The sequence below is a fragment of the Inhella proteolytica genome (genome assembly GCF_016093275.1).
GTDB lineage: Bacteria > Pseudomonadota > Gammaproteobacteria > Burkholderiales > Burkholderiaceae_C > Inhella > Inhella proteolytica.
Genome location: NZ_JAEDAK010000025.1, coordinates 25,745 through 43,750 on the forward strand (window position 1 = coordinate 25,745; position 18,006 = coordinate 43,750).

Sequence of the window (18,006 nt, forward strand, 5' to 3'; positions counted from 1 at the left end):
ATCCCCATGCACGCGGCAGACCTTCGCTCCGGCATCCTTGAACTGGCCCCCGAGCCCGAACAACGCCAGACCCTGCTGGCCCTCGCCGGTCTGGATGGCCGGCCCCCCGCGCGCCTGCAGCAGTGGCCGCGCGCGCTGGCGCCGCTGGCTGGCCTGCTGTTCGGCCTGGGCGTGGTGATGTGGGTGGCGGCGAACTGGGCCGATTGGTCGCGCCCGGCGCGCTTTGCGCTGCTGCAGGCCACCTGGCTCATCGCCCTGCTGGGCGCCTGGCGCCTGCCGCGGGCGCGGGCCGGCCTGGGGTTGGCGGCCCTGCTGCTGCAGGGCGGCCTGCTGGCCTTTTTCGGCCAGACCTACCAGACCGGCGCCGACCCCTGGCAGCTGTTTGCCCTGTGGGCGGCCTTGAGCCTGCCGCTGGCGCTGGCCCTGCGCAGTGATTGGGTCTGGGTGCCCTGGACCCTGCTGGTGGCCCTGGGCGTGCAGTTGTGGATGCACACCTACAGTGGCCACCGCTGGGGGCTGGAGGCCAGCACCCTGGGCGTGCAGTTCACGGCCAGCGTGGCCCTGCTGGCGGTCTGGCTGGCGCTGGGGCCCGAGCTGCGCCGCTGGAGTGGCAGCGGGCCCTGGGCCGAGCGCGCCATGGCGCTGTGGCTGGCCATGAGCCTGGGCGGCTGGGGCCTGTTGGCCTTGTTCGCGCGCGAGTGGGGGCTGCTGTACTTCTGGGCCGGTGCGGCGCTGGCGGGCGGCTTTGCGCTGCGCTGGCGCGGCGGGGACCTGGTGCAGCTCTCCATCCTGGCCCTGGCCTGGGACACCTGGGCGGCCTTCGGGCTCGGGCGCATCCTGTTTGAAGGTGCGAGCGGCGACCCCTTCGGGCGGCTGCTGCTGCTCGGTCTGCTGGTGACCGGCCTGCTGGCGGGCAGCGTGAACCTGCTGATGCGCCGTGCGCGCCAAGGAGAAGGCGCATGAAGGGCCCGGAACTGTTGCGCGCCGCCGAGGCGCAGGGCCTGATCGAGCCCGGCCAGGCCTGGCCCGCCGGCCGCCCCTGGCCGGTGCTCTTGATGACGGCGCTGGGCGCCTGGCTGGCGGCCATTCCGCTGCTGGGCGCGGCCGGCGCGCTGTTCGGCGCGGTGTTTGAGCGCTCGGTGGGCCTGTACGGCGTGGGCGCCGCGGCGCTGGCGCTGGCGGTGTGGCTGCTGAAGGACCGTGGCCAGCCCTTGTTCGTGGAGCAGCTCGGCCTGCCCACGCTGCTGGCCGGCTTGCTGTGCATCGGCGTGCGCCTGACCAAGGACCTGCCCGACCGTGGCGCCGCCTTCGTCATGGCCCTGCTTTGCCTGGCCCTGGCCTGGGGCTTCGGGCGGGCCTGGCTGCGCATGCTGCTGGGCGCGGCGGCCGGCGGCCTGTTGCTGGCGGTGCTGCAGTGGGACGGTTTTGGCCGTTCCTCCGTCTGGCCCTCGGCCCTGCTGCTGCTGGGGGGCGTGGCGGCGCTGTGGTGGCTGCGCTGGCCGCAAGGGCGCGCGGCAGCCTGGTCCGATGCTCTGGGCTGCGGTCTGTTCTGCGCCCTGGTGGTGGCCTTGGCCCTGGATGCCGGCATGAGCTGGATGCTGGCCGGCCTGGGCCCGGTGGCCTGGAACTGGGCCTGGATGTGGCGGGAGGGCGCTGCGCTGGCCGTGCTGCCGGTGGCCCTGGGCGCGGCGAGCCTGCTGGCCTGGCGCTGGCCCGCGCTGCGCAGCCCGCGCTGGGCCGCCTGTGCGCTGCTGCTGGCCCTGGCCAGCCTGCCCCTGCCGGGGTTGGCGGTGCTGGCCCTGGCCGCCGCCCTGGCGGCGCTGCAGCAGCGCGCGCGCCTGGCCGTGGCCGCCGGACTGGGCATGCTGTGGGTGCTGGGCAGCTTCTACTACCGCATGGACTGGACACTGCAGGGCAAGGCGATCGGGCTGATCGCCCTGGCCGGCCTGCTGGCGGCGGTGGCGCGCTGGCCGGGCCGGGCCAGCACGGCGCCAGTAGCGCCCGCAGCCCACAGCCTGCCCATCGGCTTGGCGCTGGCCGCGCTGGCCGGCCTGCTGCTGGTGAACATCGGCATCGTGCAGAAGGAGCGCCTGATCGCCAGCGGCGAGCCGCTGTTCGTGGAGCTGGCGCCGGTGGACCCGCGCTCGCTGATGCAGGGCGACTTCATGCGCCTGAACTACAGCCTGCTGGCGCAGGCCGGCGAGCCCGCGCCCCGCCCGGGGGCCGAGCGCCCGCTGCTGGTGCTGCGCCGCGATGCGCGCGGCGTCGGTCGGTTCGTGCGCGTGTTCGGCGCGGGGCCGGCGCTGGCGGCGGACGAACGCCTGCTCGAACTCAGCCCCAAGGACGGGCGCTGGACGGTCGTCAGCGACGCCTGGTTCTTCAAGGAAGGCGAGGGCCAGCGCTGGCAGGGCGCGCGCTATGCCGAGCTGCGCCTGCAGCCCGACGGCCGCGCGCTGCTGGTGGGCCTGCGCGGGGCGGAGCTGCAGCCTTTATAAATGCCGACCGAGGAAGTCGAGCAGGCGCGTCCAGGCCTGCTCGGCGCAGGCGGCGTCGTACACCGGCCGGGTGGCGTTGAAGAAGCCGTGCGCGGCCTCGTAGTAGTGGATCTCGGGGCTGCGGCCGGCGGCACGCATCTCGGCTTCGAGGCCACGCGCCACGGTGGGTGTGCACCAGTCGTCCTGCAGCGCGAAATGGGCCTGGAAGGGGATGCGGATGTCGGCCGGGCGCGCCAGCTCGGCCGGAGGCACGCCATAAAAGCAGCTGGCAGCGGCAAATTCCGGCGCATGCACGGCGGCGGCCACGGTGAGTGCGCCGCCCATGCAAAAGCCCATCACGGCCACCTTGCGGCCGTTGCGCGCCAGGTGGGCGCCGGCGCCGCGCAGGTCCTGGTGCGTGGCGTCCACGAAGTCCAGGCTCTGCATCAGGTGGTTGGCCTCGTCGGCCGCGGTCGTCAGGCGGCCGCGGTAGAGGTCGGGCGCCAGCGCGGAGTAGCCGGCGGCGGCCAGGCGGTCCACCACCGCGCAGATCTGCGGGTTCAGCCCCCACCACTCCTGAATGACCACCACACCGGGCGCATCAGCGCGTGCGGCGGCCTCGAAGTAGGCGGGGGTCTTGGCGCCGTCGGGGCGCTTGAATTCGATCATCGGCATTCGGGGCTCCTGCGGAGGGTCAGGGCGGCAGCATGTGGGGAAGCCACTTTTTGAACAGTTTGGCAAAGCTGCCATCGCGCTTCATTGCGTCCAGCGCCTGCTGCCAGCGCCGCACCTCTTCATCGGGCGTGGCCAGCGAGAACGCCAGGTAGCCCATGGCGCCGGGGTAGACCATGGCCGTGGTCACGGCGTCGGGCGCATAGCCCTCGCGCTTGAGCAGATCGGGCAGGGTCAGCAGTTCCGAGGCCATCAGCGGCGCGCGGCCGACCACCAGCATGCGGATGGCCGCGCCGGGGGTGCTGACCTCGGTCAGGTTCTTGAAGCCGCGCTTTTGCAGCTCCTGCGCCGAGGCCCAGTCGCGGATGACGATGATCTGGCTGGCCTTGGCGGCGTCGTCCAGGCTGCGCAGATGGCGCTCGGTGCCCTTGGCGGTGAACAGCGCGTTCTGGAACTCCACCACCGGGCCGACCCACTTGAACAGCTTCTCGCGATGGGCCGCGCGCGCCATGGTGAACAGGCACACCGGATGCGGGCCCTGGGCCTCCTGGTAGCCGCGCGTCCAGGGCATGAACTCCACCGGGATGTCCAGGCCCAGACGCTTCTGCAGCAGCAGCACCAACTCGCCGGCCATGCCGCTGGGGCGGCCCTGGTCTTCAAAGTTGACAGGCGGGAAATCCTCGCTGAGCAGGCGCAGCGTGGGTGGCTCCTGGGCCAACGCGCCGCGCCCCAGACCCATCCCCAGGCCGGCCAGCACCAAGCCGCGGCGCCGCGGGAAGGGTGACGAAAACATGACGCGATTTTCGCCCCCGGCCCGGGCCACCAAGGGCGGACAAGTACCCGGGGCCCGCCGCGCCCTCACCTGGATGCGGGGGGCTGGGTGCAGGCTGCCTGGCGCGGGGGCGTGGCGCCCTAGACTCGTCCGCCGCGCCGGCACTCGCAGGCTCGGCGGCACACCACTTCATCGGGAGGCATGGCGCCATGGCCACTTTGCAGCAAGGGTCCGTCGGACCCGCCGTCAGCACGCTTCAGGCGCGGCTGAATGCGCTGAATGTCGTTCAACCCCTGCTGGCGGTGGATGGCATCTTCGGGCCCAAGACCAAGGCGGCGGTAGTCAGCTTCCAGAGCCGCACGCCGCCGCTGAAGGCGGACGGCATCGTCGGCCCGAAGACCCAGGCCGCCCTGGCGGCGGCGCAGCCCTTCCCGCCGGCGCCCAGCATCGTGCTGAACTACACCGTGCCCTCGCCCGTGCACATCGCGCAGGACAAGACCATGTCCTGCTGGTTCGCCTCGGCGCAGATGCTGATCCAGTGGAAGCGTCAGCGCACGCAGATGACGGACGCGCGCCACCCCGATCCGGCCGATTCGCCGAAGTGGTCCAAGCTCTACTCGGACAACACCGGCATCACCAACGGCAAGATCCGCGAGTTCGGCCGCGACATGGGCTTCGCCTATGTGCCGCCGATGTCGCCCACGCCCGAGGCCATCATGGGCTGGCTGCGGGCGTTCGGGCCGCTGTGGGTGAATGGCAAGCGGCACATCACCGTCATCGCCGGCATCCGCGGGCCGCGCGAGAACTGCGAGGTGCTGGTGCTCGACCCGGGCCGCCCCGCCGAAAAAGGCGGCTCCTGGCGCAATCTGCGCACCTGGTACGTGCTGGACAAGCACTCGGGGCGCGACACCGCCACCGACGTCGAGGCGGTGTTCTTGCGCCTGCCCTGAGCGCCGCTCAGGGCGTGCTGGCGCGCGGCAGCAGCACCCAGTAGCGCAGCGCCTGCTTCATGCGCCCGGCCTGTGTCTCGGCGGCGGCGCCCCAGCCCCAGAAGTAGTCGGCGCGCACGGCGCCCTGGATGGCGCTGCCGGTGTCCTGCGCCAGCACCAAGCGGCGCAGCGGGGTCTGGCTGAGCGGCTCGGTGCTGTCCAGCCACAGCAGGTGGCCGTATGGGATGGCATTGCGGTCCACCGCCACCGAGCGGCCGGGCGTCAGGGGCAGGCCCTGGCCGCCGCGCGGGCCCTTCTCGGGGTCGGGCAGCGGCTCTTCGCGGAAGAACACCAGGCGCGGGTTGCTCCACAGCATCTCGTTCAGTCGCGCCGGGTTGGCCTGGCCCCAGGCCTTGATGGCCGGCCAATTCGCTTCGTGGGCCTTCAGCAGACCTTGCTCGATCAGCCAGCGACCCACCGAGCGGTAGGGCTGCTCGTTGTGGCCGGCAAAGGCCAGGCGCAGCAGGCGCTCGCGGCCGTCGGGCTCGCGCACCAGCACGCGGCCCGAGCCCTGGATTTGCAGCAGCAGCGCGTCCAGCGTGTCTTCCACGTAGAGCAGGGGCGGCACGCGGCCGCGCCATTGCTGGTCGAACTGCTGGCGCGGCGCGCGCGCCAGCTGCGCGTCGGCCGGTGGCGCAAACAGCGGCACCTTGAACTGCGCATCGGGCTGGCGGCGCGCCCGCAGCTCGGGCTCGAAGTAGCCCGTGGCCAGGCCCTGCGGGTTGCCATCGGCAGCTTCCACGCGGTGCGGCTGCAGCTGTTCCATCAGCCAGCCATGCGCCTGCAGGCGATCGCCGGGGGCCTCTTCCAGGGCGAGGCGGGCACACAGACGCTCCCACTGGGCGGGTGGGCGCTGGCAGTTCTGGCGCAGCGCGGGCCACAGGGTTTCGGCGGCGTCCTCACCCCAGCCGGGCAGTTCACTCCAGCTGGTGGGCACCCAGCGCGCCGGGCCGGGGGCGGGCGGCCTGGGGCTGGGCGGCGTGGACTCGGGGGCCGGTTCGGGTGCCGGCGCGGGCCCTGGGGGCGGTGGCAAGGTGCTGCAGGCGGCCAGGCTGAGCAGCACCAGCGCATGGTGCAATGCCCGCATGGGACTGATCATTCTGGAGCTGCTGCTGGCGCTGGGCCTGGCGGTGTTCATCGTCTGGTGGACGATGTTTTCGGGACGGAACAAGGGCAAGGACGAAGACCGGGATCAGTGAAGGTGGCTGGTGTCGGCCAGCAGGAACTCGGGCACCTCGGCGTAGAAGATCTCGGCGTCTTCGGTGACGCACAGGTAGCGCCCGCTCATGCTGCCCTGCGGGGTGCCGATCTGCGCCCAGGAGCTGTACTGGAAGCGCTGGCCCGGCTGCAGATAGGGCTGGTGGCCCACCACGGCCAGGCCCTTGACCTCCTCGACCTGGCCGCGCGCGTCGAGGATGCGCCACTGCCGGGCCACCAGCTGGGCTGGCACCTTGCCCACGTTCTCGATCGTGACCGTGTACTGGAAGGCCCAGCGCTCCTGCGCGGGGTCGGTCTGCTCGGCCAGCGGCTGCACGACGACGCTGCAGCGAAACTCGGCGGAAGAGGAGCTTGAAGACATGAGAACGATCCTGGGAGAGGACGGCCGGGCGCGCTGCGCCTGGTGCGAGGCGACCGATTTTCCGCTCTACCGCCGCTACCACGACGAGGAGTGGGGCTATCCGGTGGCCGATGAGACGCGGCTGTTTGAAAAGCTCTGCCTGGAAGGCTTCCAGTCGGGCCTGAGCTGGCGCACCATCCTGGCCAAACGCGAGGCGTTCCGGGCCGCCTTTTCCGGCTTTGACGCCGCGCGGGTGGCGGCCTTCGAAGGTGCCGATGTGGCGCGCCTGCTGGGCGACGCCGGCATCGTCCGGCACCGCGGCAAGATCGAGGCCACGATCGGCAACGCGCGGGCGCTGCGCGCACTGCAGGACGGCGGCCGCAGCCTGGCGGCGCTGGTCTGGACCTATGAGGAAAAGCCTGAACCCCCGGTGGTGCGGGCGGAGTCGTCGGCCTCGCAGGCCCTGTCCAAACAGCTGAAGAAGCTGGGTTTCCGCTTCGTCGGCCCCACCACCTGCTACGCCTTCATGCAGGCCATGGGCCTGGTGAACGACCATGCCGAAGGCTGCTGGGCGCGCGCCAAGGCCGAGCAGGCGCGCCGGACCTTCCGGGTGCCTTCCTAGAATCGCGCCCTATGAGCCATCGCATCGCCCCCAGCATCCTCTCCGCCGATTTCGCCCGTTTGGGCGATGAATGCCGCAACGTCCTGGCGGCCGGCGCCGACTGGATCCACTTCGACGTGATGGACAACCATTACGTGCCGAATCTGACCTTCGGGCCGATGGTCTGCCAGGCCCTGCGCCCGCACTGCGTGCTGCCCGATGGCCGCCCGGCACCGATCGATGTGCACCTGATGGTCGAGCCCGTCGATGCCCTGGCCCAGGCCTTCTGCAAGGCCGGCGCCGATCTGGTCAGCTTCCACCCCGAGGCCAGCAAGCACGTGGACCGCACGCTGCAGCTGATCAAGGCCGAGGGCAAGCAGGCCGGCCTGGTGTTCAACCCCGGCACGCCACTGGATGTGCTGGACTGGGTGATCGACAAGGTCGATCTGGTGCTGATCATGAGCGTCAACCCTGGTTTCGGCGGCCAGAGCTTCATCGACTCGGCGCTGCGCAAGTTGGAGAAGGCGCGCAAGCTGATTGAGCAGACCGGGCGCGACATCCGCCTCGAGGTGGACGGTGGCGTCAAGGTGGACAACATCCGCCGCATCGCCGACGCTGGCGCCGACACCTTCGTGGCCGGCTCGGCCATCTTCGGCCAGGGCGACTACAAGGCGGTCATCGACACCATGCGCCAGCAACTCGCGTGAGCTCCGTCCTCCTCGTCTGTCGGGCGAACCTGTGTCGCTCGCCCATGGCCGAGGTGGTCTTTCGTGCCTGCGCACTCGCCCTGGGCCTGCGCCGCGTGGCCTCGGCCGGTGTGTGGGCCTCCAGCCGGCCCGAGCGCATGGACCCGCGCGCCGCCGCCTGCCTGGAGCGGCGCCGCTATGTGTTGGACCCGAAATGGCGCTCGCGCAAGGTGCAGCGCGAGGATCTGGCCAAGTTCGAGGTGTTGCTGGCGCTGGACAACGAGGTGCTGGACGAGCTGCGCCGGATCTTCCCCGAGGCCCCGCCGCAGCGCCTGCGCCTGCTGCTGGACCATGTGCCGGGGATGGCTGGCCAGGACGTGCCCGACCCCTACTACTCCAGCGCGCAGGGCTTCGAGCACGCGCTCGATCTGATCGAGCGCGCGGTCGGTTCGTTCAGGCCTTAGGCAAGCGGGCCAGATTAGCGGCCAGGCGCGCGCCCAGCACGGCGTTGTGCTTCACCAGTTCGATATTGGTGGCCAACGAGCGGCCCTGCGAAAGTTCGGCCAGGCGCTTCAACATGAAGGGCGTGCTGGCCTTGCCGTGGATGCCCTGTTCATCGGCCTCACGCAGCGCCTGGGCGATCCAGACCTCGACCTGGGCGGCCGGGATCTCGTGCGCGGCCGGCACCGGGTTGGCCACCACCACGCCGCTGCTCAGGCCCAGGCCCCAATGGCAGCGCAGGAAGGCGGCCAGTGCGGCCGGCTCGTCGATGCGGAAGTCGGCCTTCAGGCCGCTCTCGCGGCTGTAGAAGGCCGGAAAGCCCTCCTGCCCCACGGCCACCACCGGTACGCCCTGGGTCTCCAGCACTTCCAGCGTCAGCGGCAGGTCCAGGATGCTCTTGGCGCCGGCGCACACCACGGCCACCGGCGTGCGCGCCAGCTCCATCAGGTCGGCGCTGATGTCCATGCTCTGTTGGGCGCCGCGGTGCACGCCGCCGATGCCACCCGTCACGAACACGCGGATGCCGGCGGCCTGCGCGCACAGCATCGTGGCGGCCACGGTGGTGGCGCCCAGACGGCGCTGTGCCACGGCGTAGGCGATATCGCGCCGGCTCAGCTTCAGGGCCTGGGCGCCGGCCTGGGCCAGCTGCTCCAGTTCGGCCGCACTCAGGCCGACGCGGATGGCGCCGTCCATCACCGCAATGGTGGCCGGCACCGCGCCATGCGAACGGATCAGGTCCTCCACAGCCTGGGCGGTGGTCAGGTTCTGCGGATAGGGCATGCCATGGGCCACGATGGTGGACTCCAGCGCCACCACGGGGCAGCCGTCAGCCAGGGCATCGGCCACTTCGGGGGCGCAGCGCAGCCAGTCAGTTTTCATTGCGGTCTTCCAGGTCGTTGAGCAGGGCCGGGTGGATTTCCGGCGCCACGCTCAGGGGGGATTGCAGGCAGATTTGGGCCAGGCGCTGGCCGAAACGGGCGGCGGCCAGCCAGTCGCCCGGCCGCTGCAGCAGCGCGGCCAGCACGCCGGCGCTGAAGGCATCGCCCGCACCGGTCACATCGGCCACCTGCGGCGTGGGCGGGGCCGGCAGGGTCTGCCACTGCCATTGGATCTCGCCCCACTGACCCAGGCGCACGCCTTGCGCGCCCTGGGTCACCAGGGCGCGGCGCAGGCCGCGGCGCGCCAGCTCGGTGTTGCCGCCGGCGGCCCACCATTCGCCGCTGTTGGCGATCAGCAAATCCAGGCGCGAGAGGTCCTCGGGCAGGGCCGCCATCTTGGGCTCGGACACGGCCAGGATCACGGCCAGGCCCTGGCGCTCTTCGGCCAGCCAGGCTTCCAGGGTGTCGCGGCGCAGGTTCAGGTCGGCCAGTTGGATGGCGGCTTGGCTGCGTTTGGGCTGGGTGCGCGTGAGCTTGGCCGGGCCCAGGGTGTTGAGCGCGTCCAGCTGCGCCAGGCCCAGGTGCAGTTCGCCGTTGGGCTCCAGCACGGCGGTGTAGGCACCGGTGGCGGTGTCCGGCACGGTCAGCACGGCGTCGATGTCCAGCCCCAGGCGCAGGCAGTCCATGCGCAGCAGGGCGCCGGCGGCGTCGTCGCCCCAGGCGCTCAGCAAGGCCACGGGCAGACCCAGCAGGCTGAGGTTGTGCGCCACATTGCGCGCCACGCCGCCGGGGTGAGAGGTTTCGCTCACCGGGTTCGAGCTGGCCAGCACCGGCGGCGCCTCCAGGCGCAGCTTGCGGTCCCAGACGGCGCCACCCAGGCACCAGATATTCGGCTCAGAAGCTGACACGGCGACACTGACCCCCATGAAGATTGAAGCCCTGTTGGTGGACCTGGATGGCACCCTGCTTGACACGGTGGGCGACTTCGTCGCCGCGCTCACGCCCCTGGCTGCCGAACTGGGCGCCCCGGCGCCCTCCGAAGCGCTGGTGCGGCGCTTGATCGGCCGTGGCGGCGCGCAGCTGCTGCGCGACCTGCTGGCCCATTGGGGTCTGACGGTGCAGGACTTCGAGGCCCTGCGGGAGCGGTACGAGTGCCATTACAGAGCGGTCAACGGGCAGCGAGCCCGGCTGTTCGAGGGGGTGGTGGTGGGCCTGGAGGGCCTGCGAGCCCTGGGTCTGCGGCTGGCCTGCGTCACCAACAAGCCGCAGGCGAATGCGCAGGCGCTATTGGAACGCTTCCAGCTGGCCGCGTATTTCGAACTGTTAGTGGGTGGCGCCCAGGGTCTGCGCGCCAAGCCTGCGCCGGACAGCCTGCTGCAGGCCTGCGCCGGCCTGGGCCTGCCGCCCGCGCGCTGCCTGATGGTGGGGGATTCCGCAAACGACGCGGCGGCCGCGCGGGCCGCCGGTTGTGCAGGTGTGGTGCTGCTGCGCCATGGCTACAACCATGGCGAGCCGATCGAGGCGGTGCCGGCCGAGGCCCATCTGGATGGGCTCGACCAGCTGCCCGCCTGGCTCAGCGACCGCGCTTTTCTTTGCCCAGCAGCTGGTTCTTGAGGTCGTCGTCGGCAGGCTTCTCGCCCAGCCAGATGCGCAGCAGGGCGTTGAAGAACTCGGGCTCTGGGATGACCTCACCCACCGGCTTGTAGTCCACGAACACCTGGGCGCCGGTGCCGGGGATCCAGTCGATGCCAATGGCGGCGCCCGAGGGGGCCTTCTTCATGTCGTTGAAGATCTGGCCGAACTTGAAGATGCCATTGATGGTCTTGGCGCGCTCTTCGGGCAGGGCGTTCTTCTGCATGCCGTCGGTGAAGGCCTTGCCGAGGTCCTTGCCGTCCACATCGCGCAGCATCTTCAGCAGCACGCGCTTGGGGCCATCCTGCTTGATCAGGCCGTCCGGCGTGTCGGCCTTCTGCTTGAAATAGAAGCCCACGGTGTAGACCTTGAAGATGGCCTTGTAGCGCACCCCCAGGCCATTCAAGACCAGTTTCTGACCGGCCACTTCGGCCGTGGTGTCGAACTTCGCCCCCCCGGCCTCGACGGTCTCGGCCAGGGCGCCCAAGGGCAGGGTGGGCAGGGCAAGGGCTAGCAGGGTGCTCAGAAAGGCTCGGCGCATGCGGGTCTCCAACGCGGCGGGTGAAAGGCAATTGTGGCGAGATGTTGCGCTCGCTACCCCAGGGGAAGTGCTTGCCTGCAACGCGAATACGGGTGCATTGGTTCACGAAGCCTGGCTCCATGGGCATGGCTACACTCCGCCGCATGTTCGTGAACCGCAAACTCACCAAGGGGTCTGGCGACCGGGGAGCCTGGCCCTGGCGACCCTGCACTCTGCGAAGCTGAGTGGGCGTGGCGTGGCCGCGCCCGGGTGAACCCTTGCGTGCAGGACCCGCTGTGATCACGAACGAACAAGACTTTTTGCGTCTGGCCGAAGCCGGCCACAACCGCATTCCCCTGGTGCGCCAGGCCTTTGCGGACCTCGAAACCCCGCTCTCCCTGTACCTGAAGCTCTGCGCCGGTCGGCCGCTGAGCTTCCTGCTCGAATCCGTCATCGGCGGCGAGCGCTTCGGGCGCTACTCATTCATCGGCCTGCCAGCGCGCAGCCTGCTGCGCGCCCGCGGCTCGGTCTGCGAGATCGTGCGCGACGGCGAGGTCATCGAGCGCCACGAGGGCAACCCGCTCGACTTCATCGCTGCCTACCAGGAGCGCCTGAAGCCGGCGGTGCTGCCCGGCCTGCCGCGTTTCTGCGGCGGCCTGGCCGGCTACTTCGGTTATGACACCGTGCGCGCCATCGAGCCGCGCCTGGCCAAGAGCCGCCCTGCCGGTGGTCTGGGTCTGCCGGATATCCAGCTGCTGCTGAGCGAGGAGGTGGCCGTCATCGACAACCTCAGCGGCCGGCTCTACCTGATCGTCTGGGCCGATCCTGCGGTGCCCGAGGCCTACGCCAAGGCCCAGGCGCGCCTGGACGAGCTGGCCGGCAGCCTGCGCCGTGGCGTCGGCCTGCCCGAGGTCAAGCCCAGTGCGCCGCAGCCCGTGCAGCGCGAACGCGACCCGGCCGAGTTCATGCAGGCGGTCGAAAAAGCCAAGGAATTCATCGCCGCCGGCGACTGTATGCAGGTGGTGATCGGCCAGCGCTTGAAGAAGCGTTTTGACGCCGACCCCTTGAGCCTGTATCGCGCGCTGCGCTCGCTGAACCCCAGCCCGTACATGTATTACTACGACATGGGGGATCACCAGATCGTCGGCGCCTCGCCGGAGATCCTCGTGCGCGAGGAGCATCGTTCAATCGAGGATGGCGGCGGCCGCAAGATCACCATCCGCCCGCTGGCCGGCACCCGCCCACGCGGCGCCACGCCGCAGGCCGACGCCCTGCTGGAAGCCGAGCTGCGCGGCGACGCCAAGGAGCGCGCCGAGCACCTGATGCTGATCGACCTGGCGCGCAACGACATCGGCCGCATCGCCCGCACCGGCAGCGTCAAGGTGACGGCGGCCTTCGAGGTTGAGCGTTACTCGCACGTGATGCACATCGTCAGCAACGTCGAAGGTGTGCTGCGGCCCGAGGTGGGGCAACTGGACGTGCTGAAGGCGAGCTTCCCGGCCGGCACGCTGACCGGCGCGCCCAAGGTGCGCGCGATGGAGCTGATCGACGAGCTGGAACCCGTGGAACGCGGCATCTACGGCGGCGCCTGCGGCTACCTGAGCTTCGCTGGCGACATGGACCTGGCCATCGCCATCCGCACCGGCATCGTCAAGGACGGCACGCTGTACGTGCAGGCCGCGGCCGGCGTGGTGGCCGATTCGGTCCCTGAGCTGGAGTGGAAGGAAACCGAGGCCAAGGCGCGTGCCGTGCTGGCGGCGGCCGAGCTGGTGGAAGGGGGGTTCTGAAATGATCTTGATGATCGACAACTACGACAGCTTCACCTTCAACCTGGTGCAGTACCTGGGCGAACTGGGGGCCGAGGTGAAGGTGCTGCGCAACGACGAGATCGACGTCGCCGGCATCGCCGCGCTGAACCCCAGCCACCTGATCCTCTCCCCCGGCCCCTGCACGCCCACCGAGGCCGGTGTGTGCGTGCCGGCCATCCAGGCCTTCAAGGGCAAGCTGCCCATCCTGGGCGTGTGCCTGGGCCACCAGAGCATCGGCCAGGCCCTGGGCGGCAAGGTCGTGCGGGCGCAGCGCCAGATGCATGGCAAGGCCAGCACCATCACGAACGACGGCCGCGGCGTGTTCAAGGGCCTGCCGTCGCAGTTCAGCGTGATCCGCTACCACTCGCTGGTGATTGAGCCCGCGAGCTGCCCGCCCGAGCTGGAGGTCAGCGCGCGCAGCGAGGACGGCGAGATCATGGCCGTGCGCCACCGGGAGCTGGCGGGCACGAAGACGCCGATCGAGGGCGTGCAGTACCACCCCGAATCGATCCTTTCCGAGCATGGCCATGCCCAGCTGAAGAACTTCTTGGAGCTGGCCCCATGAGCGCGCTTGTGGACCTGCGCAGCGACACCGTCACCCGCCCGACGGCCGGGATGCGCGCCGCCATGGCCGCGGCGCCCTTGGGCGACGACGTGTTTGGTGACGACCCGAGCGTCAAGGCCCTGCAGGCGGCCGTGGCTGAGCGCCTGGGTTTCGAGGCCGCGCTCTTCCTGCCCAGCGGCACGCAAAGCAATCTGGTGGCCCTGATGAGCCACTGCGAGCGGGGCGACGAATACATCGTCGGCCAGCAGCAGCATTGCTACCGCTGGGAGGCCGGCGGTGCGGCGGTGCTGGGCTCCATCCAGCCGCAGCCGCTGACCCAGCAGCCGGACGGCAGCCTGCTGCTGGCGGACATCGAGGCCGCGATCAAGCCGGATGACCCGCACTTTGCCCGCACGCGCCTGCTCTGCCTGGAAAACACGATTGGCGGCCAGGTGCTGGACCCGGTCTACGTACGCGAGACCCAGGCGCTGGTGCGCCGCCATGGCCTGAGCCTGCATCTGGACGGTGCGCGGCTCTTCAATGCCGCCGCTGCTCCGTCGGGTGAGGTGCTGGCCAATGCCCGAGCGATTTGTGCTGGCTTCGATTCGGTCTCGGTCTGCTTTTCCAAGGGCCTGGGCGCGCCGGTCGGCTCGGTGCTTTGCGGCTCGGCCGCCTTCATCGGCCGCGCCCGGCGCTGGCGCAAGATGTGCGGCGGGGCGATGCGCCAGGCCGGCCTGCTGGCCGCGGCGGCGCAATACGCGCTCGACCACCACCTGGAGCGCCTGCGCGAGGACCATGCGCGCGCGCAGCGACTCGCCGCGGGCCTGCAAGGCCTGCCCGGCCTGGCAGTGCAGATGCCGCAGACCAACATCGTGTTTGCCGATGTCGCGCCCGAGCGCGGCGCCGGCCTGATCCCGTTCTTGAAGGAGCGCGGCGTGCTGGCCACCGGCCTGTACCGCCTGCGCTTTGTCACCCATCTGGATGTGGACGAGGCCGGTGTGGACCGTGCCATCGCCGCCGTCCGTGCCTATTTCAGCGAGGCCTGAGATGCCGATCACCGACCAAGAAGCCCTGCAGCGCGTCATCGAACACCGCGAGATCTTTCCCGACGAGATGCTGGCGCTGATGCGCCGCATCATGACGGGCGAGATGTCGCCGGTGGTGGCGGCGGCGCTCATCACCGGCTTGCGTGTGAAGAAGGAAACCGTGGGCGAGATCGCCGCCGCCGCCGAGGTGATGCGCGAGCTCAGCCGCAAGGTGCCGGTGGCACCGCACCCGCACCTGGTTGACGTGGTGGGCACCGGCGGCGACGGTGCGCACAGCTTCAACATCAGCACCTGCTCGATGTTCGTGGCCGCCGCCGCTGGTGCCGTGGTGGCCAAGCACGGCAACCGCAGCGTCAGCAGCAAGAGCGGCAGTGCCGATGTGCTGGAGAGCCTGGGGGCTCGCATCGACCTGCAGCCCGAGGCCGTGGCGCGCTGCCTGGCCGAGGCCGGCATGGGTTTCATGTTTGCGCCCAACCACCACCCGGCGATGAAGAACATCGCCCCGGTGCGTAAGGAGTTGGGCGTGCGCACGATCTTCAACATCCTGGGCCCGCTGACCAATCCGGCTGGTGCGCCCAACATCCTGATGGGCGTGTTCCACCCGGATCTGGTCGGCATCCAGGTGCGTGTGCTGCAGCGCTTGGGCGCCAAGCATGCACTGGTCGTTTATGGGCAGGACGGGCTGGACGAGGTCTCGCTCGGCGCCGCCACCCTGGTGGGCGAACTGCGCGACGGCCAAGTCACCGAGTACAGCATCCACCCCGAGGACTACGGCATCGCCATGGCGGCCACGCGCAATCTGAGAGTCGAGAACGCCGAGGCCTCGAAGGCCATGCTGCTGGGTGTGCTGGAGGGCAAGACCGGCCCGGCGCGCGACATCGTGCTGCTGAATGCGGGGGCGGCGCTGTACGCCGCCGATGTCGCCGAATCCATCGCCGCGGGCATCGAACGGGCCCGCACGGCCCTCGACAGCGGCGCTGCACGCGCCAAGCTGGACCAGTTCGTGAACGCGACTCAGCGGGGCTGAGTGATGGAAGACGTGTTGCGCCGCATCGTGGCGGTCAAGCAAGAAGAAGTGGCGGCGCTGCGCCTGCGCGCGGCCGAGCTGCGCCGCAGCGCCGAGCAGGCACCGCCCGCGCGCGGCTTTGCCGCCGCGCTGCAAGGCCGTGTGGCAACGGGCCGGTCGGCAGTGATTGCGGAGGTCAAGAAGGCCAGCCCCAGCAAGGGCGTGCTGCGCGAGTCCTTCGATCCGGCCGCCATTGCCGCCAGCTACGCCCGGCACGGCGCGGCTTGCCTGTCCGTGCTGACCGATGAACGCTTCTTCCAAGGCTGCACGGCCTATCTGCAGCAGGCGCATGCCGCCTGCAGCCTGCCCGTGCTCCGCAAGGACTTCATGATCGACGAGCTGCAGATCATGGACGCCAAGGCCATGGGGGCGGACGCCATCCTGCTGATCGTGGCCTGCCTGGACGATGCGCAGCTGCGGGATCTGGAGGCTTGTGCGCTGGCCCTGGGCCTGGACGTGCTGGTGGAGTCCCACGACGCGGCCGAGCTGGACCGTGCGCTGCGCCTGAAGACGCCGCTGATGGGCATCAACAACCGCAACCTGCGCACCTTCGAGGTCAGCCTGGACACCACGCTGAGCCTGCGGGGTGCGATCGGCCCCGAGCGGCTGCTGATCACCGAATCGGGCGTGCTGGTGCGCGCTGACGTCGAGCGGCTGCGTGCGGCCGATGTGCGGGCCTTTCTGGTGGGCGAGGCCTTCATGCGCGCTCCGGACCCTGGCCAGGCGCTGGCCGAGCTTTTCGCTTGAGCGCCCTGCAGGAACCGCTGGGGGCGGCGCTGGCGCGCGCCCGGCTGGACGCGGGGTGGCAGTCGCCCCTTGTGCAGTGGCGCGAAGGTGCGCAGCCGCTGATCGATCGCATCGAGGCGTGGCAACGGGCGGGTGCGCAGATCTACCCGGCGCAGCCCCTGCGGGCGCTGGAGCTGACGCCCTTGTCCGCTTGCCGGGTGGTGATCCTGGGTCAGGATCCCTATCACGGCCCAGGTCAGGCCGAGGGGCTGGCCTTTTCCGTGCCGGTGGGCCAGAAGCTGCCGCCCAGCCTGCGCAACATCTACAAGGAGTTGCAGCGCGACCTCGGGCTGGCGCCCGCCGCGCACGGGCACCTGGGCGGCTGGGCGCGCCGCGGGGTGCTGCTGCTCAATACGGTGCTCACGGTCGAGGATGGCCAGGCCGGTGCTCATGCCGGCTGGGGCTGGGAGGCGCTGACGGACGCGCTGATCCGTGCCGTGGCGGCCGATCCGCGGCCCAAGGCCTTCCTGCTCTGGGGGGCGCATGCGCAGTCCAAGCAGCCGCTGCTGCAGGGCGGCCAGCACCTGGTGCTGACGGCCAACCATCCTTCGCCGCTTTCGGCCCTGCGTCCGCCGCGCCCCTTCATCGGCTGCGGTCACTTCGGTGCCGTCCAACGCTGGCTGGAGGCGCAAGGACAGAGCTGGAGCTGGGCTGTCGGGTCAGCCTGAGAGGCAGGGGCTTGCGGGGCGAGAAACCTCTGCTATAGTCGCGGGCTCGCTCCCGGAGGGGTGGCCGAGTGGTTAAAGGCAGCAGACTGTAAATCTGCCCGCTAACGCGTACGCTGGTTCGAATCCAGCCTCCTCCACCAAAGCGATGCTCCTTCAGCGGGAGTAGTTCAATGGTAGAACCTTAGCCTTCCAAGCTAATGACGCGGGTTCGATTCCCGTCTCCCGCTCCAGAGCGGTTGGCTTGTGGGGCGAGGCGGCACCGGATTGCGGATTGCGAAGTCCTCAGCCCTGTGTCGCTGCCCATGTGGCTCAGTGGTAGAGCACTCCCTTGGTAAGGGAGAGGTCGCGGGTCCGATTCCCGCCATGGGCACCACCCTTTTTCGTCTTTTCTTCCCTTCTTTCTGGGCGGAGCGCCAGGAGCACCAAATGGCAAAAGGTAAGTTCGAACGCACCAAGCCGCACGTGAACGTGGGCACCATCGGTCACGTGGACCATGGCAAGACCACGCTGACGGCAGCGATTGCGACCGTTCTGTCGAAGAAGTTCGGTGGCGAGGCCAAGGCCTACGACCAGATCGACGCGGCGCCGGAAGAGAAGGCGCGCGGCATCACCATCAACACCGCCCACGTCGAGTACGAGACGGCCAACCGCCACTACGCGCACGTTGACTGCCCGGGCCACGCCGACTACGTCAAGAACATGATCACCGGTGCCGCCCAGATGGACGGCGCCATCCTGGTGTGCTCGGCCGCTGACGGCCCGATGCCCCAGACCCGCGAGCACATCCTGCTGGCGCGTCAGGTCG

General features: G+C 70.1%; 21 protein-coding genes and 3 tRNA genes. 17 read left to right on the forward strand and 7 right to left on the reverse strand.

All coding sequences use genetic code 11. From position 1 onward, the window contains the following. The first annotated feature begins 6 nt into the window (after positions 1–6). Both I7X39_RS21885 and I7X39_RS21890 read left to right on the forward strand, forming a co-directional pair. A complete protein-coding gene (locus I7X39_RS21885) occupies positions 7–963 on the forward strand; it encodes a DUF2157 domain-containing protein (protein WP_198113505.1) in 957 nt (318 codons plus the stop codon). Then, positions 960–2,495: a GDYXXLXY domain-containing protein gene (locus tag I7X39_RS21890; RefSeq protein WP_198113506.1), complete on the forward strand. Its 1,536-nt coding sequence runs from the start codon at positions 960–962 to the stop codon at positions 2,493–2,495. Before I7X39_RS21885 ends, I7X39_RS21890 begins: the two co-directional genes overlap by 4 nt. Here I7X39_RS21890 and I7X39_RS21895 read toward each other — a convergent pair. Together I7X39_RS21895 and I7X39_RS21900 are read right to left on the reverse strand one after the other, a co-directional pair. After that, positions 2,490–3,149, reverse strand: coding sequence for a dienelactone hydrolase family protein (locus I7X39_RS21895; protein WP_232352125.1), 660 nt, complete (start codon positions 3,147–3,149; stop codon positions 2,490–2,492). The genes I7X39_RS21890 and I7X39_RS21895 overlap by 6 nt on opposite strands. 19 nt (positions 3,150–3,168) lie before the next feature. Continuing rightward, positions 3,169–3,939, reverse strand: coding sequence for a substrate-binding periplasmic protein (locus I7X39_RS21900; protein WP_198113507.1), 771 nt, complete (start codon positions 3,937–3,939; stop codon positions 3,169–3,171). 188 nt (positions 3,940–4,127) lie between these two features. Between I7X39_RS21900 and I7X39_RS21905 the strand changes: the two genes are divergently transcribed. Then, entirely contained in the window at positions 4,128–4,868 is a 741-nt protein-coding gene (locus tag I7X39_RS21905; protein WP_198113508.1) for a peptidoglycan-binding protein, read from the forward strand. Between the two features lie 7 nt (positions 4,869–4,875). Here the strand turns inward: I7X39_RS21905 and mltA are convergent, their stop codons facing one another. Further along, positions 4,876–5,994: a murein transglycosylase A gene (gene mltA / locus I7X39_RS21910; RefSeq protein ID WP_198113509.1), complete on the reverse strand. Its 1,119-nt coding sequence runs from the start codon at positions 5,992–5,994 to the stop codon at positions 4,876–4,878. Between the two features lie 105 nt (positions 5,995–6,099). After that, positions 6,100–6,486, reverse strand: a complete 387-nt coding sequence (gene apaG, locus I7X39_RS21915) for a Co2+/Mg2+ efflux facilitator ApaG/CorD (RefSeq protein ID WP_198113510.1) — start codon at positions 6,484–6,486, stop codon at positions 6,100–6,102. Here apaG and I7X39_RS21920 point away from each other — a divergent pair. From I7X39_RS21920 to I7X39_RS21930, 3 genes are read left to right on the forward strand one after another with little or no spacing between them, the layout of a single operon-like run. After that, positions 6,485–7,087, forward strand: a complete 603-nt coding sequence (locus I7X39_RS21920) for a DNA-3-methyladenine glycosylase I (RefSeq protein WP_198113511.1) — start codon at positions 6,485–6,487, stop codon at positions 7,085–7,087. The two genes, apaG and I7X39_RS21920, sit on opposite strands and share 2 nt — an antisense overlap. 11 nt (positions 7,088–7,098) lie before the next feature. Further along, positions 7,099–7,773 carry a ribulose-phosphate 3-epimerase gene (rpe, locus tag I7X39_RS21925; protein ID WP_198113512.1) on the forward strand — a complete coding sequence of 225 codons (675 nt, stop codon included), beginning with the start codon at positions 7,099–7,101 and terminating at the stop codon, positions 7,771–7,773. Then, entirely contained in the window at positions 7,770–8,216 is a 447-nt protein-coding gene (locus I7X39_RS21930) for a low molecular weight protein-tyrosine-phosphatase (protein WP_198113513.1), read from the forward strand. The genes rpe and I7X39_RS21930 overlap by 4 nt, the downstream gene beginning before the upstream one ends. On the opposite strand, the gene I7X39_RS21935 is transcribed toward I7X39_RS21930, so the two are convergent. Further along, positions 8,206–9,132, reverse strand: coding sequence for a pseudouridine-5'-phosphate glycosidase (locus I7X39_RS21935; RefSeq protein ID WP_198113514.1), 927 nt, complete (start codon positions 9,130–9,132; stop codon positions 8,206–8,208). The genes I7X39_RS21930 and I7X39_RS21935 overlap by 11 nt on opposite strands. Next, on the reverse strand, positions 9,122–10,039 hold the full coding sequence (locus tag I7X39_RS21940; RefSeq protein ID WP_198113515.1) for a PfkB family carbohydrate kinase: 918 nt from the start codon (positions 10,037–10,039) through the stop codon (positions 9,122–9,124). Before I7X39_RS21940 ends, I7X39_RS21935 begins: the two co-directional genes overlap by 11 nt. Positions 10,040–10,055: 16 nt before the next feature. Here I7X39_RS21940 and I7X39_RS21945 point away from each other — a divergent pair, with 16 nt between their 5' ends. Beyond that, positions 10,056–10,745 carry an HAD-IA family hydrolase gene (locus I7X39_RS21945; RefSeq protein ID WP_198113516.1) on the forward strand — a complete coding sequence of 230 codons (690 nt, stop codon included), beginning with the start codon at positions 10,056–10,058 and terminating at the stop codon, positions 10,743–10,745. Here I7X39_RS21945 and I7X39_RS21950 read toward each other — a convergent pair. After that, the gene (locus I7X39_RS21950; protein ID WP_198113517.1) at positions 10,705–11,304 is read right to left on the reverse strand and encodes a chalcone isomerase family protein; all 600 of its coding nucleotides are present in this window, start codon (positions 11,302–11,304) and stop codon (positions 10,705–10,707) included. The two genes, I7X39_RS21945 and I7X39_RS21950, sit on opposite strands and share 41 nt — an antisense overlap. A 278-nt stretch (positions 11,305–11,582) precedes the next feature. Between I7X39_RS21950 and trpE the strand changes: the two genes are divergently transcribed. From trpE to I7X39_RS22000, 10 genes are all read left to right on the forward strand, one after another. Next, positions 11,583–13,070 (forward strand): anthranilate synthase component I, encoded by a 1,488-nt coding sequence (trpE, locus tag I7X39_RS21955; protein ID WP_198113526.1) that lies wholly within the window; start codon positions 11,583–11,585, stop codon positions 13,068–13,070. A 1-nt stretch (position 13,071) separates the two neighbouring features. Next, positions 13,072–13,656 (forward strand): anthranilate synthase component II, encoded by a 585-nt coding sequence (locus I7X39_RS21960; RefSeq protein WP_198113518.1) that lies wholly within the window; start codon positions 13,072–13,074, stop codon positions 13,654–13,656. Beyond that, a complete protein-coding gene (gene ltaE, locus I7X39_RS21965) occupies positions 13,653–14,681 on the forward strand; it encodes a low-specificity L-threonine aldolase (protein WP_198113519.1) in 1,029 nt (342 codons plus the stop codon). Before I7X39_RS21960 ends, ltaE begins: the two co-directional genes overlap by 4 nt. Position 14,682: 1 nt before the next feature. Next, positions 14,683–15,708, forward strand: a complete 1,026-nt coding sequence (trpD, locus tag I7X39_RS21970) for an anthranilate phosphoribosyltransferase (protein WP_198113520.1) — start codon at positions 14,683–14,685, stop codon at positions 15,706–15,708. A 3-nt stretch (positions 15,709–15,711) separates the two neighbouring features. Continuing rightward, complete coding sequence (gene trpC, locus I7X39_RS21975; RefSeq protein ID WP_198113521.1) at positions 15,712–16,494, forward strand: indole-3-glycerol phosphate synthase TrpC; 783 nt, start codon at positions 15,712–15,714, stop codon at positions 16,492–16,494. Beyond that, on the forward strand, positions 16,491–17,201 hold the full coding sequence (locus I7X39_RS21980) for a uracil-DNA glycosylase (protein ID WP_198113522.1): 711 nt from the start codon (positions 16,491–16,493) through the stop codon (positions 17,199–17,201). Before trpC ends, I7X39_RS21980 begins: the two co-directional genes overlap by 4 nt. A gap of 54 nt (positions 17,202–17,255) precedes the next feature. Then, positions 17,256–17,341 (forward strand) — tRNA-Tyr (locus I7X39_RS21985). Between the two features lie 16 nt (positions 17,342–17,357). Next, positions 17,358–17,431: transfer RNA gene (locus I7X39_RS21990), tRNA-Gly, on the forward strand. Positions 17,432–17,499: 68 nt separating this feature from the next. Next, a tRNA-Thr gene (locus tag I7X39_RS21995) sits at positions 17,500–17,574 on the forward strand. A gap of 53 nt (positions 17,575–17,627) precedes the next feature. Further along, the coding region (locus I7X39_RS22000; RefSeq protein ID WP_198113523.1) for a GTP-binding protein at positions 17,628–18,006 on the forward strand (379 nt) is incomplete at its 3' end.